This window comes from Marinobacter sp. DY40_1A1 (genome assembly GCF_016597815.1).
GTDB classification, from domain to species: Bacteria; Pseudomonadota; Gammaproteobacteria; order Pseudomonadales; family Oleiphilaceae; genus Marinobacter; species Marinobacter xiaoshiensis.
Genome location: NZ_VCHA01000004.1, coordinates 417,598 through 431,181, shown reverse-complemented (window position 1 = coordinate 431,181; position 13,584 = coordinate 417,598). Strand labels below are relative to the sequence as shown.

Annotated in this window: 12 protein-coding genes; all 12 read right to left on the bottom strand. The window is 54.4% G+C overall.

The annotated features are described in order from the left end of the window. Window positions 1–37: 37 nt before the first annotated feature. Window positions 38–1,582 carry a F0F1 ATP synthase subunit alpha gene (gene atpA / locus FFI61_RS12765; protein ID WP_200201635.1) on the bottom strand — a complete coding sequence of 515 codons (1,545 nt, stop codon included), beginning with the start codon at window positions 1,580–1,582 and terminating at the stop codon, window positions 38–40. Window positions 1,583–1,610: 28 nt separating this feature from the next. Beyond that, window positions 1,611–2,147, bottom strand: a complete 537-nt coding sequence (locus FFI61_RS12760) for a F0F1 ATP synthase subunit delta (RefSeq protein ID WP_200201634.1) — start codon at window positions 2,145–2,147, stop codon at window positions 1,611–1,613. Between the two features lie 11 nt (window positions 2,148–2,158). Continuing rightward, the gene (locus FFI61_RS12755) at window positions 2,159–2,629 is read right to left on the bottom strand and encodes a F0F1 ATP synthase subunit B (RefSeq protein WP_200370874.1); all 471 of its coding nucleotides are present in this window, start codon (window positions 2,627–2,629) and stop codon (window positions 2,159–2,161) included. Window positions 2,630–2,724: 95 nt separating this feature from the next. Next, the gene (gene atpE / locus FFI61_RS12750) at window positions 2,725–2,952 is read right to left on the bottom strand and encodes a F0F1 ATP synthase subunit C (RefSeq protein WP_200201632.1); all 228 of its coding nucleotides are present in this window, start codon (window positions 2,950–2,952) and stop codon (window positions 2,725–2,727) included. A gap of 53 nt (window positions 2,953–3,005) precedes the next feature. Beyond that, the gene (gene atpB, locus FFI61_RS12745; protein ID WP_200201631.1) at window positions 3,006–3,857 is read right to left on the bottom strand and encodes a F0F1 ATP synthase subunit A; all 852 of its coding nucleotides are present in this window, start codon (window positions 3,855–3,857) and stop codon (window positions 3,006–3,008) included. Window positions 3,858–3,872: 15 nt separating this feature from the next. Further along, window positions 3,873–4,322: an ATP synthase subunit I gene (locus tag FFI61_RS12740; RefSeq protein WP_227714878.1), complete on the bottom strand. Its 450-nt coding sequence runs from the start codon at window positions 4,320–4,322 to the stop codon at window positions 3,873–3,875. A 146-nt stretch (window positions 4,323–4,468) separates the two neighbouring features. Then, window positions 4,469–5,344, bottom strand: coding sequence for a ParB/RepB/Spo0J family partition protein (locus FFI61_RS12735; RefSeq protein WP_200370940.1), 876 nt, complete (start codon window positions 5,342–5,344; stop codon window positions 4,469–4,471). 65 nt (window positions 5,345–5,409) lie between these two features. Beyond that, complete coding sequence (locus FFI61_RS12730; protein WP_200201629.1) at window positions 5,410–6,204, bottom strand: ParA family protein; 795 nt, start codon at window positions 6,202–6,204, stop codon at window positions 5,410–5,412. A 64-nt stretch (window positions 6,205–6,268) separates the two neighbouring features. Next, entirely contained in the window at window positions 6,269–6,910 is a 642-nt protein-coding gene (rsmG, locus tag FFI61_RS12725) for a 16S rRNA (guanine(527)-N(7))-methyltransferase RsmG (RefSeq protein ID WP_200201628.1), read from the bottom strand. An 8-nt stretch (window positions 6,911–6,918) separates the two neighbouring features. After that, a complete protein-coding gene (mnmG, locus tag FFI61_RS12720; RefSeq protein WP_200370873.1) occupies window positions 6,919–8,805 on the bottom strand; it encodes a tRNA uridine-5-carboxymethylaminomethyl(34) synthesis enzyme MnmG in 1,887 nt (628 codons plus the stop codon). Window positions 8,806–9,149: 344 nt separating this feature from the next. Further along, window positions 9,150–10,430, bottom strand: a complete 1,281-nt coding sequence (locus FFI61_RS12715; protein WP_200370872.1) for an MFS transporter — start codon at window positions 10,428–10,430, stop codon at window positions 9,150–9,152. Window positions 10,431–10,468: 38 nt separating this feature from the next. Then, entirely contained in the window at window positions 10,469–13,582 is a 3,114-nt protein-coding gene (locus FFI61_RS12710) for an efflux RND transporter permease subunit (protein ID WP_200370871.1), read from the bottom strand. Window positions 13,583–13,584 lie beyond the last annotated feature (2 nt).

The window sequence follows — 13,584 nt, the reverse complement described above, 5'->3', positions numbered from 1 at the left end:
TTTGGACCTGCAAGCCCGCCGCAGCGGGCCAGCGGTGTTACCAGGTTTGAGTGGTCTTGAATTTCTCCAGCGCAGCTTTAAGACCTGCGGCAACGTCATCGTTGTAGTTGCCTTCGGCACCGATCTTCTCAAGCAGTTCTTTTTGCTCTGAACGCAACCAATCCAACAACTGGGCTTCAAACTGAACAACTTTGGCGACGTCTACGTCATCAAGGAAGCCTTCGTTAGCTGCGAACAGAACACTACCCATTTCAGCCACAGTCATTGGGCTGTACTGGTTCTGCTTCATCAGTTCAGTAACACGCTGACCGTGCTCGAGCTGCTTACGTGTCGCGTCATCCAGATCCGAAGCAAACTGCGCAAACGCTGCCAGCTCGCGATACTGAGCCAGCGCCAGACGGATGTTACCGCCCAGTTTCTTCATGATCTTGGTCTGAGCTGCACCACCTACCCGAGATACCGAAATACCAGCGTTCATCGCCGGACGGATGCCGGAGTTGAACAGGTTGGTCTCAAGGAAGATCTGACCGTCGGTAATGGAGATTACGTTGGTCGGTACGAAAGCCGAAACGTCACCAGCCTGGGTTTCGATGATTGGCAGTGCGGTCAAAGAACCGGTCTTGCCTTTCACTTCACCGTTGGTGAACTTTTCAACGTAGTCCGCGTTTACGCGGGATGCACGCTCCAGAAGACGGGAGTGCAGATAGAAAACGTCACCAGGATAAGCTTCACGACCTGGTGGACGACGCAGCAGAAGAGAGATCTGACGGTAAGCAACAGCCTGCTTTGACAGGTCATCGTATACAATCAGGGCATCTTCACCGCGGTCACGGAAGTATTCACCCATGGTGGTACCGGAGTACGGTGCCAGGAACTGCATCGCGGCCGGGTCTGCGGCGCCAGCGGCAATCACAATGGTGTGATCCATCGCACCATGCTCTTCAAGCTTGCGCACAACGGCAGCAATCGAAGACTGCTTCTGGCCAATGGCAACATAGATACACTTGATGCCGGAGTTCTTCTGGTTGATGATCGCGTCGATGGCGACAGCTGTCTTACCAATCTGACGGTCACCAATGATCAGCTCACGCTGGCCGCGGCCAACCGGAACCATGGTATCGATCGCTTTCATACCAGTCTGGATCGGCTGATCAACAGACTGACGCTCGATAACACCCGGTGCTACCTTCTCAACGGGATCGGTCAGGGTAGTACCCAGCTCGCCTTTGCCGTCGATCGGGTTACCCAGACCGTCAACAACGCGACCAAGCAATTCCGGACCAACAGGCACTTCAAGAATACGGCCGGTACAACGAACTTTCTGGCCTTCAGCCAGACCTTCATAGTCGCCCAGTACTACGGCACCGACAGAGTCGCGCTCAAGGTTCAGCGCCATGCCGTATGTGCCGTTAGCAAATTCGATCATTTCGCCGGACATTACGTCGGCAAGGCCGTGAATCAGCACAATACCATCTGCAACAGACAGGATAGTGCCTTCGTTTTTTGCTTCAGAAGAGATATCGAGCTTTTCGATTCTCTTTTTAATGATGTCACTGATCTCGGATGGATTCAGTTGCTGCATGCCTTTGTCCTCAAACCTTTTGCTGAAATCAGGAGCCCAGAGCTTTAGCCATTTTGGCCAGCTTGCCACGGACTGAAGCGTCAATAACCAAATCGCCGGTATTTACCACCACGCCGCCAATCAACGAACGATCAACAGCGGTTTCCAGGGCGACTTTACGCTCCAGTTTCCTGGACAATGCTTCTGCCAGCTTTTGCTGCTCTTCCGGAGTCATTTCAAACGCAGTACTTACCTTCATGTTTACCGTGCGCTCAAGTTCTGCGCGGTAGAAGGTGAACAGGGTTGAAATTTCCGGCAGCAACGCCAGGCGCTTGTTTTCAGCAAGAATCAACAGGAAGTTTCTGAGCGCTTCGGGCATCTGTTCTTCAGCAGTATCGAAAAACAGCTCTGCCTTGCGTTGCTCAGACAGGCCAGGATTGGCCAGAATTTTCTTCACAGCGCCGTCAGCTGCCAGCATACCAACAAGAGCAAGAGCCTGATCCCAGGATCCAACGGCGTCTCGCTCTTTCGCGGCTTCAAAAACGGCTTTTGCGTAGGGCCGGGCTAACGTAGTCAGTTCTGCCATGGGACCCTCGCTTAGAGTTGTGCTGCCAGCTTGTCCAGCATCTCGCTGTGAGCTTTGGCATCGACAGAGGTTTCCAGAATCTTCTCGGCACCGGCAATGACAAGCAATGCCACTTCAGTTCTTAGTGCGTCGCGAGCCTGAACACGCTCCTGTTGAATTTCCGCTCGGGCTTGCTCAATGAGCTTTTCGCCTTCTTTGCGGGCATCGTCTTTGGACGCTTCCACAATCTGAGCGGCACGCTTGTTGGCCTGATCAATCAGAACGGAAGCTTCTTCTTTGGCTTGCTGCATTTGCTGGGCGGCTTTCTCCTGAGCAAGCTCAAGGTCCAGTGAAGCCCGGTCAGCAGCGGAAAGACCATCAGCAATCTTCTTCTGGCGCGCTTGCATGGCAGCCGTAATAGGCGGCCAAACATATTTCACGCAGAACCAGACGAAAATAGCGAAGGCAATCGATTGCCCTATCAACGTAAGGTTTATATTCACGGCAATATACCTCTTGCTATTCGTTGCGTGCTGGAGACCAAAAAACCGGGCGCCAGGCTCTGTTTACAAGAGCAGCGCCCGCATTATTGGGCTGATTAGCCAGCAACAACGAAGATCAGGTACATCGCGATACCAACACCGATCATTGGAACGGCGTCCAGCAGACCAGCCATGATGAAGGTTTTAACCTGCAGCTGGTTAGCCATTTCTGGCTGACGGGCTGTAGCTTCAAGCAGTTTGCCGCCCAGAATACCGAAGCCAATACCGGTGGCCAGTGCGCCCATACCGATGATGATCGCTGCTGCAATATATACCATTTCCATTGAGAACTCCTCAGTTTTTCAGATAGTTAAGGGTTTGCTTTTTAACGGGTAAATCAGTGATCTTCGTGCGCCGCTGCAAGATAAACTATTGTCAGCATTGTGAAAATAAATGCCTGCAGCGGAATTACCAGAATATGGAAAATTGCCCAGGGCAGGTTCAGTGTCCACTGTGCCCAGAACGGCAACAGTGCGATCAGGATAAACACTACTTCGCCAGCATACATGTTACCGAACAGACGCAGTGCCAGACTGATAGGCTTCACTACCAGAACCAGAACTTCCAATACCAGGTTTACAGGAATCAGAGCCCAGTGATTAAAAGGCTGCATGCTCAGCTCTTTGGCGAAACCGGTAATACCTTTCACTTTCAGGCTGTAGAAGATGATTAGCAGGAAAACGCCTATGGAAATACCAAAGGTGGCGTTGGGATCGGTCGTCGGGACAATCTTGAAGTACTCAAGACCCATAGCCGAAGCCAGCATGGGCACGTAGTCTACCGGGATGAACTTGAGCATGTTCATCAGCAAAATCCACACGAAAATGGTCAGCGCCAGTGGTGCAATCATCGGGTTGCGGGCATGGAAGCCATCGCGCACCAGGTTTTCGATAAATTCTACAGTGACTTCCACCAGATTCTGCAAAGCGCCCGGCACACCGGTAGTGACACGCGTTGCGACATAGCGGAAAAGTCCCAGAAACAGGAGACCCATTGCAATGGACCAGCCCAAAGTGTCCACATGGACAGCCATGAACCCCATATCGGAGGCTTCCTGCGCGGTGCGGGCGAAGGTCCATGCGGACTCGCTCATCACGCTACCATCAAATCGCTCGTAGCCAGCTTCAAGCTTGCCATAGGTCAGATTCTGGAGGTGGTGCTTTATATACTCTACTGGGGTATCAGCCATTCTGCTCTCGTCCAGTCATCGCCGTGGTTTAGGCCGTATCAGCCAGCGCAATGCGCCACCTGCCAGGACCATCACAGCAAAAGTGAATAACAGAGCCGGTACATGTACCGGCTCCATTAAAGTGAAAACGGCCGCGAAGAAAACTGCGGTAAGGGCGATTTTAGTGGATTCCGCCCGAAACAAATTCCCCACCATCAGATGCGCGTTACGTGCGCCCTGGTAACGATAAACCCGGTGTACAAACCAGGCGTTCGGCACTATAAATATAAGACCGCCAACAAAAGCGGAATAACCGGCCAAAGGACTGTGCAGTAACCATAAAAGACTGAAAACACTCAGCCCTGTAAACTCAATGATCAGCCAGCGGGCCAACGGAACCTTGGTGATTCGAGATTGCCGAGGTTTCATATCACCGCCATAATTCCAATCGCGCGAAATTATATGTTTTAAGCACTTGTTGTTCAACCAGACTCTGCACTAAACCTGGCTGGTTTTTCGTCACATCGGGATTGAGAACTGCTATTTATCACACACCTAGTGGGTCCCGCCCTTTGCGGTCACGACATCTGGTGGTTAGTGGCTTTCAGTCAGAATTCCGAATTTATTTTCAATTAACGGATATGGCCCAGAATACCGTCCAACTCATCCAGTGAACTGTACTCAATAACCAGCTTGCCTTTACCCCGCTGACCATGGGCAATGGATACTTTTGCTCCCAGACGCTCCGCAAGATCATCCTGCAGGGCACGTATATTGGGATCAATGGCGCCTGGCTTTGCCGGTTTTCCAGCGCCGGCTTCCTGCTGCAGCTGGCGAACAAGGGCTTCAGTCTGGCGCACCGACAAGGATTTGGCGACAACCTGTTTGGCCACCTGCATCTGCTGTTCTGGCGTGAGTGTCAGCATGGCCCGGCCGTGCCCCATTTCGAGATCGCCGTGCTCCAGCATCAAGCGCACATCTTCGGTTAGCCCAATCAGTCGCAGCAGGTTGGTGATGGTGGAACGGGACTTACCCACAGCTTCCGCTACCTGGGCCTGAGTAAGGCCGAACTCGTCCTGCAAACGCTGGAGCGCGAAGGCCTCTTCTATAGGATTGAGATTTTCACGCTGAATGTTCTCGATGAGCGCCATGGCAATGGCGGCTTCGTCGGGAACATCCCGGATGATGGCAGGGATGCTGTCGAGCTCCGCCATTTGGGTAGCCCGCCAGCGGCGCTCACCGGCAATCAGCTCGTAGCGGCCTTCCGCAATGGGACGAATAACAACGGGCTGCATCACCCCTTGCTGGCGAATGGAGTCTGCCAGCTCCTGCAGAGCGGCTGGGTCCATGTCACGGCGTGGCTGAAAACGGCCGCGCTGGATCAGATCGATAGGAACCTGCCGCAACTCACCGTCATGGTTTTTCAGTTCCTGATCCAGGTTCACCCTGGAGCCGGCCAGCAGGGCTCCCAGCCCGCGCTCGCCCAATCCTCGTTTCTTCGCCGCCATGGTGTCAGTCATTCTTCCCGTTGATAGTCGTTGTGCTTCTTTATTAAGAGAGACCAGCCACTATGTTACACCGCAACCGGAGCCGATGTCTTTTTCACCCCGTGGCGACGCACCATTTCACCGGCCAGCGCGAGGTAAGCAATCGCACCCTTGGAGGTTTTGTCATACTTTAATGCGGGCATGCCATAGCTGGGCGCTTCCGCAAGACGCACGTTACGGGGAATTACCGCACGGTACACCTTGTCTCCGAAATACTCTGTAAGCTGGCCAGACACATCCAGCGTGAGACTGTTCCGGGGGTCGTACATGGTCCTGAGGATGCCCTCGATCTCCAGATTCGGGTTAACCGTCTCCTTGATCTGCTCCACGGTATTCATCAGTGCAGCCAGGCCTTCCAGGGCGTAGTACTCACACTGCATGGGAATAAGTACTGAGTCAGCGGCAGACAGAGCGTTCACCGTTAACAGGCTGAGTGAGGGCGGGCAATCGATCAGAATGTAATCGTAGTTGTCTCGAACGCCATTGATGGCAAGCCTGAGCCGATGCTCCCGGCCAATCTCGTTCATCAGCTCAACTTCAGCGGCGGTCAGATCGCCATTGGACGGCATGATGTCATAGCCGGAGGCCTCTGCAGGAATAATCACCTCGGCAGCGGTCGCACGCTTGGTAAGCAAGTCGTAACCCGATAGTTCCAGGGAGCTTTTGTCAACACCACTGCCCATGGTGGCGTTGCCCTGGGGGTCCATATCCACCAGCAGAACCCGGCGCCTGGTGGCGGCCAGTGAGGCTGCAAGATTGACGCAGGTAGTGGTTTTGCCCACACCACCTTTTTGATTGGTCACTGCAATCACGCGCGCCATGTCTCGCCTCCTTGTTAATGAATACCGCTGCCGAATACTGTTGCGAGTACTGGGTTTTTTCTGGTTAGAGTTGCTCTGACCGACCCAGGACCAGCAGGTGTCTCTCGCCGCCAGCGCCGGGAACGCCAAGAGTATGCGTGGATGATACCTGCCAACCCGCTGGAAGGGCAGCCACCTCATCATCCGGATACTGGCCTTTCATGGCAAGGAAGCTGCCATTGTGCGCCAGCAGGTCGCCACACCAGGCCACCAGGTTATCCAAGGCGGTAAACGCACGGCTGCTGATCTGGCTATATGGCTGCTCCGGCTTGCAGTCTTCGGCACGGCCATGGATAACATCCACGTTTTTGAGGCCCAGCTCCAGTACACACTGATTCAGAAAGCGGGTTTTCTTGCCGTTGCTGTCCAGCAGGGTGAAGCGCGTTTCCGGCATCACAATAGCCAACGGAATTCCCGGCAGGCCACCGCCGGCACCCACATCGAGAAGATGTTCCGTGGTTACCCAAGGCAGAATACTGAGGCTGTCGAGCAACTGGCGGGAAACCATCTCCCCCTCGTTGCGCACAGCCGTGAGGTTGTATGCCTTGTTCCACTTGTTAAGCAGAGCAAGAAATGCCAACAGCTGTTGTTGCTTGTGGTCATCGAGGGAGAGCTGCATGTGCCCCAGCCCTTCCCGGAGTTGGCGCTGCCAGAGAGTTTGAGTCATGGCAGCATTCAGGCGCTCTGCTTGCGCAATAACTCGCGCTTTTTCAGGTTTACCAGAATCTGCGAGATCGCAGCCGGCGTTACACCCTGGATTCGCGATGCCTGGGCAACGGTTTCCGGTCGAACCTCTTTCAGTTTCTGCTTGATCTCATTCGACAGCCCGCCGATGACATCGTAATCAAGGTCGATAGGCAGCGCCGTGTTCTCATTCCGGCGTAAACGCTCGATTTCATCGGTCTGGCGCGAAATGTAGCCTTCGTACTTGATCTCGATTTCCACCTGTTCCGCCACAACCGGGTCTTCCGATTGCGCGGCCCCAATCTCCGCTACGTGGCTGTAGGCAATTTCCGGGCGGCGAAGCAACTCAGCCAGGGTGTGGTCCCGGGTCATGGGTTGCTTGAGAAAGTTATTGGCACGTTCACCCGCTTCAGTTGCAGGGTGTATCCTGGTGGTCTCCAGACGCTTGCGCTCTGTCGCAATGGCCTCAAACTTGGCATTGAATTTTTGCCAACGCTCGTCGTTCACCAGGCCCAGCTTGCGGCCAGTTTCGGTGAGACGCAGATCAGCATTGTCTTCACGGAGGATAAGCCGGTATTCCGCGCGGCTGGTGAACATGCGGTAAGGCTCTTTGGTCCCCATGGTGATCAGGTCGTCCACCAGCACCCCGAGATAGGCTTCATCGCGGCGCGGATACCATTCGCTCTTTTCCTGCGCCCGCAGGGCGGCGTTGATACCCGCCAGCAAACCCTGGGCACCGGCTTCTTCATAGCCGGTGGTACCGTTGATCTGGCCAGCGAAATAGAGGCCCTGGATAAACTTGGTTTCCAGAGTGTGGCGCAGATCCTGGGGGTTCAGATAGTCGTATTCAATGGCATAACCGGGTCGCGTGATATGGGCGTTTTCGAAACCCGGAATGGAACGCACTGCCGCCAGCTGAATATCAAACGGCAAGCTGGTGGATATGCCATTCGGGTATAGTTCGTTGGTGGTCAGGCCTTCTGGCTCTACAAAAATCTGATGCGAGTCCTTGTCGGCAAAGCGGTTAACCTTGTCTTCAATCGACGGGCAATAGCGCGGCCCGACACCTTCAATGTTGCCGGCAAACATGGGCGAGCGATCAAAGCCGCTGCGAATAATATCGTGGGTCTGCTCGGTGGTGCGGGTAACGTAGCAGCACACCTGCTCAGGATGCTGGTCCCGGTTGCCAATAAACGACATCACTGGTGCTGGGTTGTCGCCCCACTGCTCCTGCATAACCGAAAAATCAACACTGCGAGCATCAATACGCGGTGGTGTGCCGGTTTTCAGGCGGCCCACGTTAAACGGCAACTCCCGCAACCGCTGAGCCAGCGCGTTGGCTGGAGCATCGCCGGCACGGCCGCCGGAATGCTGCTGCATGCCAATGTGGATAACGCCGCCGAGAAAGGTGCCGGTTGTCAGCACAACGGTTTTGGCGTTAAACCGGATGCCTGTCTGGGTCACCACGCCGGTTACCTGATCGTTTTCCACAATCAGGTCATCTGCAGCCTGCTGAAACAAGGTGAGGTTTGGCTCGCTTTCGAGAACCTGGCGAATGGCTGCCTTATACAGAACCCGGTCAGCCTGAGCACGGGTAGCCCGTACAGCCGGGCCTTTGCGGCTATTGAGTACCCGGAACTGTATGCCCGCCAGATCCGTGGCCTGTGCCATAGCGCCACCAAGGGCATCAATTTCCTTCACCAGATGGCTTTTGCCAATGCCACCGATGGCCGGGTTACAGGACATCTGCCCGAGGGTTTCAATGTTGTGGGTCAGCAGCAGGGTTTGCGAGCCCATGCGCGCGGCCGCAAGCGCAGCTTCGGTACCGGCATGGCCACCACCAATGACAATTACATCGAAACGGGTCGGAAAATCCACAGCTCACCTCGGAAATCGGGGGATAAAAACAGGGCCGGGAGTATAACGTTTCACCCGGAAAAATGCAGTCAGAATGTGCAAATTTTAACCAGAAGCACCTACGGATGGCAGCCAACACCCGAAAAATAACTGTTCAGCTACCCTTCCAATGAAGTGGAAAACCGAAATCATCAGGTTTTCATAGGCTTGGGCAGCTCTCCTCAAATAGTTTTCAATAAAGTTATCCACAAATCTGTTGCTTATCAAGAGCCTTGTATTGACAAGCAACCCGTTGTTTTAAAAGGTATTAGCAAAAACTATCCAAAGCTTGTCCGCAGCTTATCCAATTAATTATCCACAGACTCTTATCCTGTCCGCCGTCTCAACCGCCACACCGCGATAAGCACCAGCCCATTAGCCGATGACAACAGCAAGAAGAAGCCCGGAATGCTTACATCCAGAACCCCGAGCACAAGGATACCTGTGAGCGCGCTCGCAACCATGAACAGCGCATTGATTACATTGAGAGCCGCAATGATTTGCGCCCGTTTATTTTGAGGGGTTTCATGCTGGATAAATGCGTAAAGGGGCACAATGAACAACCCGCCACAAACCCCGATGCCCACCAGATCGAGCAATACCCGGATGTAAGCCGGGTCGGTCACCAGAGTCCACCAGGTAGAAGGCTCCGGGCTTGCCGGTACTGCAAAGAACAGATCTATCCCTAACAGAGTCAGGCCAAGTGCGCCCCAGGGAACAGGGGCAAGAGTGATGCGATGTCGCGTAAGGCGCTCACACATCATCGATCCGATCGATATGCCCACAATAAACATGGATAGCAGAAGTGTGACCACAGTTTCATCACCCCGCAGATTACTCAGGGCAAAATTGGGAAACTGGGTGAGATAGGCTGCACCAAGAAACCAGAACCAGGAAATGGCGAGAATCGCCCAGAGTACCGGCTTGCGCTCGGCGGCCACACTCATGAGGTTCCAGGTTTCCAAAACAGGGCGGAAGCGAACTGCCTGCCCGTTGCTGACAACTCCGGTGTCTGGCACTTGTCTTGCGGCAATATAGCCCAGAACCGCCATCACCAGTACGCTTGTGGCCGTCAGCTTTGCGGCCCCCTCAAGCCCCATAAGCAAACCGGCTGCTATGGTGCCGAGCAAAATCGCCACGAAGGTGCCCATGCTCACAAGGCCATTGCCGCCCACCAGTTCATCATCCCCAAGCACCTGGGGCAAAATGGCGTACTTCACCGGCCCGAAAAACGTAGACTGGGCACCCATCAGGAACAGCAACACCAGGAGCCCTTCGTACCAACCAATCCAGAGTGCCAGGGTGGCCAGTACCATAATGGCTATCTCGGCCAGTTTTACCTTGCGGATTATGGCGGCTTTTTCATAGCGATCCGCCATCTGCCCGGCAATGCCGGAAAACAGAAAGAACGGCAAAATAAACAGAAACGCAGCCAGGTTGATTACCGTGTTCACAGATAGCCCCATCAAGCCCGTGGTCTTGTAGGCAATCAGCAACAGGAGTGCGTTTTTATAGAGGTTGTCGTTGAACGCCCCGGAAAACTGAGTGAGGTAAAACGGCAAAAATCGACGCTGTCCCAGTAGGCGGAACTGGCTGGATATGGCCATGAAAACATCCGGATTGTAGGGTCATGCCAGCCCGCTCATTAATCGATCGAACTGGCTTGGGATAAAGATGCCTGACGCTCCAGCTCATGTTCAATCGCATTGGCGGATTTCGCAAAGCAGGCCAGCAGATTGTATAGCACCGGAATGATAAACAACGTAAGCGTGGTCGCAAAAATCAGCCCACCCAGAATCACCATACCAATTGCTGCACGGCTTTCTGCGCCTGCGCCCGTGGCAACCACCAGAGGCACTGCACCGAAGACTGTGGATATAGTGGTCATCAATACCGGGCGGAAGCGCAAGGATGCTCCCGCCAGAATTGCCTCTTTAACCGCGTAGCCTTCATCTCGCAGCTGGTTGGCAAACTCCACAATCAATATGCCGTTCTTCGACATCAGCCCCAGCAGCATAATGATCCCGATCTGGCTATATATGTTCAGGCTGATGCCGCTCCACCACAATGCCAGCAGCGCGCCGGTTACTGCCAATGGCACAGGGAGCATGATGATCAGCGGATGAATCCAGCTTTCAAACTGGGCCGCCAGCACGAGGAACACGATAATGAAGGCCAAACCAAATGTGACATAAATCGCTGAAGAGGATTCCTGAAACTCCCGGCTCAACCCCTGGTAGCTCAACCTGGCCTCTGAAGGCAGGCTGTCTACCGCCAAGGTGTTCAGATAGGTCAGTGCGGAGCCAAGATCGTAGCCATCTGCCAGAGATCCGCTGATAACCACGGCAGGCAGGCGATCTATGCGCCGAAGATCGGGGTTAGCCCCTTTCTCGGTGATTGAAACCAGTGCCTGCAGTGGAATCAGGTCGCCACCTTCTCTGGGGCGCAAGAATATCTGGCCCAGATCCGATGGGGTGGCACGGCTGGCATCATCTGCCTGCATTATGACATCGTACTCGCGGCCACGTTCCAGATAGGTGGTTACCTTGCGTGACGCCAACATGGTTTGCAGTGTAAGGCCCACATCTTCAATGGTAATGTCCAGATCTGCTGCTCGTTCGCGATCAATGGCAACACTGAGCTCCGGCCGGGTGAGTTCAAAATCGGTTTGCAGGTTCAACAGGTTGGGGTTTTCCTTGGCCCGCTCTACCAGTTCGTCACTCCAGGCTTGTACGGATTCATAGTCCGGCCCGGCAACCACGAACTCTACCGGTTGGCTAAAGCCACGCTGCCCCAGCCCTGGCGGATTAATGGCCACCATGCGAATACCGGAAATATCATCAAATTTTTTTCGAATCTCGCTGGTAACCTGCTGCTGCTTGACCTCCCGCTCGTCCCAAGGGGCCAACCCCATAATAATAAACGCGCTGTCTTCCCGCTCGCGGAAGCCGACAATGGACAACATGCGGCTGGCCGGTCCATCTTCCAGAAAAGGCATCAGCTTTTCTTCTGCCTGCTTTACATAGTGATCGGTGTACTGAACGGTAGCACCCCGAGGCGCATTGGCGGGCATAATAATCGTGCCCCTGTCCTCAATAGGTGCCAGTTCCTGAGGCAGTTTCGGGTATATCACAACTGCCACAACCAAACCTACCAGACCAATGCCCAGCACCAGGCCCGCTTGATTGAGTGAAAACTTCAGCAGCCGCTCATATCCACTGGTGAGTCCGTTAAGCACCTTCTCGATGATGGCCCAAAAACCACGCCCTTCCCCACTTTCCGGGCTGGGCTTTAACCATTTGGAGCAAAGCATGGGTGCCAGAGTCAGTGCCACCAAACTGGACACAACAACTGCCGCCGCAAGAGTGAAACCAAACTCCGCAAACAGCCGGCCTATGTTGCCGCCCATAAACGAAATGGGTACAAACACGGCAACCAGAGTCAGTGTGGTGGCAATTACCGCAAAGGCTACTTGCCTGGCACCGCGATAGGCCGCCAGCAGTGGTGGCTCGCCTTTATCAATTCGGCGCTGGATGTTTTCAAGCATTACTATGGCGTCGTCCACCACCAGGCCAATGGCGAGTATAACTGCCAGCAAGGTGAGCACGTTGATGGAGAAGCCCAAAAAGCCGAGGCCGATAAAGGCACCGATTACCGCTACCGGAATAGTTACTGCCGGAATCAGCGTAGCGCGCCAGGAGCGCAGGAACAGGAATATCACCAGGATGACCAACGACACGGCAATCGCCAGGGTGATCATTACCTCGCGAATGGAGGCGCGAATAAAAACAGATTCGTCGTAGCTTTCAGTGATGCTTATTTCCGGTGGCAGGGTTTCCCGTATTTTATCCAGCTCGCCCCGGACAGCATCTGATACTGCCACGGTATTGGCCTTGGACTGACGAATAATACCCATGCCAATGGCTGTTTGGCCGTTGGCCCGCAAGCGCCCGATATCGGATTCTACACCCATAACCACATCGGCGACCTCTCCGAGGCGCAGCAGTTGATTGCCATCTCGCCGAACCACTAATTCGCGGAATTCTTCAACCGTCGCCAGCCTGCCTTCAGCCCGCACGGTAAAGTTACGTGTGGAGGAATCTACCGAACCGGCGGGTAGTTCTACGTTGTTAGCGCGCAAGGCACGCTCTACCTCGGCCACAGTGATATCGCGAGCCGCCAGGCGTTCCCGGTCGAGCCACACGCGAATGGCATAACGGCGCTCACCACCAATTCGCACATCGGCAACGCCATCGACCACGGCCAACCGGTCTGCCAGAACCCGGTCGGCGTAATCACTCATCTGGGCTGAATCCCAAACATCGCTGCGCAGGGTCACCCACATCATGGGTCGGGCATCGGAATCCGCTTTGCGCACCACGGGTGGATCTGCTTCATCCGGCAACTGGTTGTTTACTCGCGAAATTGCATCGCGCACATCGTTGGCGGCAATGTCCACATCCCGGCTGGGGGAAAACTCAATAGTGGTATAAGACCCACCCTGGCGGGTGGACGACTGGATAGAACGAATTCCTTCTATACCGCTGATGGCACCTTCGATGATCTGAGTAATCTGGGTATCAACCACCTCAGCGGCCGCACCCGTATAGTTGGTCGAAACGGATACCACGGGTGGGTCAATGTCGGGGTATTCACGCACGGGCAGGCCAAACAAAGCGGCCAAACCAAACACGACAATCAACAGGCTGAGAACCGTGGCAAATACCGGGCGTTTGATGGAAATATCTGAAAGAATCACCG

Coding starts and splice junctions, on each gene's coding strand:
- FFI61_RS12730 (WP_200201629.1), bottom strand. CDS start 6,204: ATGGCGCGCGTGATTGCAGTGACCAATCAAAAAGGTGGTGTGGGCAAA.
- atpA (WP_200201635.1), bottom strand. CDS start 1,582: ATGCAGCAACTGAATCCATCCGAGATCAGTGACATCATTAAAAAGAGA.
- FFI61_RS12760 (WP_200201634.1), bottom strand. CDS start 2,147: ATGGCAGAACTGACTACGTTAGCCCGGCCCTACGCAAAAGCCGTTTTT.
- FFI61_RS12735 (WP_200370940.1), bottom strand. CDS start 5,344: ATGGCGGCGAAGAAACGAGGATTGGGCGAGCGCGGGCTGGGAGCCCTG.
- rsmG (WP_200201628.1), bottom strand. CDS start 6,910: ATGACTCAAACTCTCTGGCAGCGCCAACTCCGGGAAGGGCTGGGGCAC.
- FFI61_RS12715 (WP_200370872.1), bottom strand. CDS start 10,430: ATGGCCATATCCAGCCAGTTCCGCCTACTGGGACAGCGTCGATTTTTG.
- atpE (WP_200201632.1), bottom strand. CDS start 2,952: ATGGAAATGGTATATATTGCAGCAGCGATCATCATCGGTATGGGCGCA.
- atpB (WP_200201631.1), bottom strand. CDS start 3,857: ATGGCTGATACCCCAGTAGAGTATATAAAGCACCACCTCCAGAATCTG.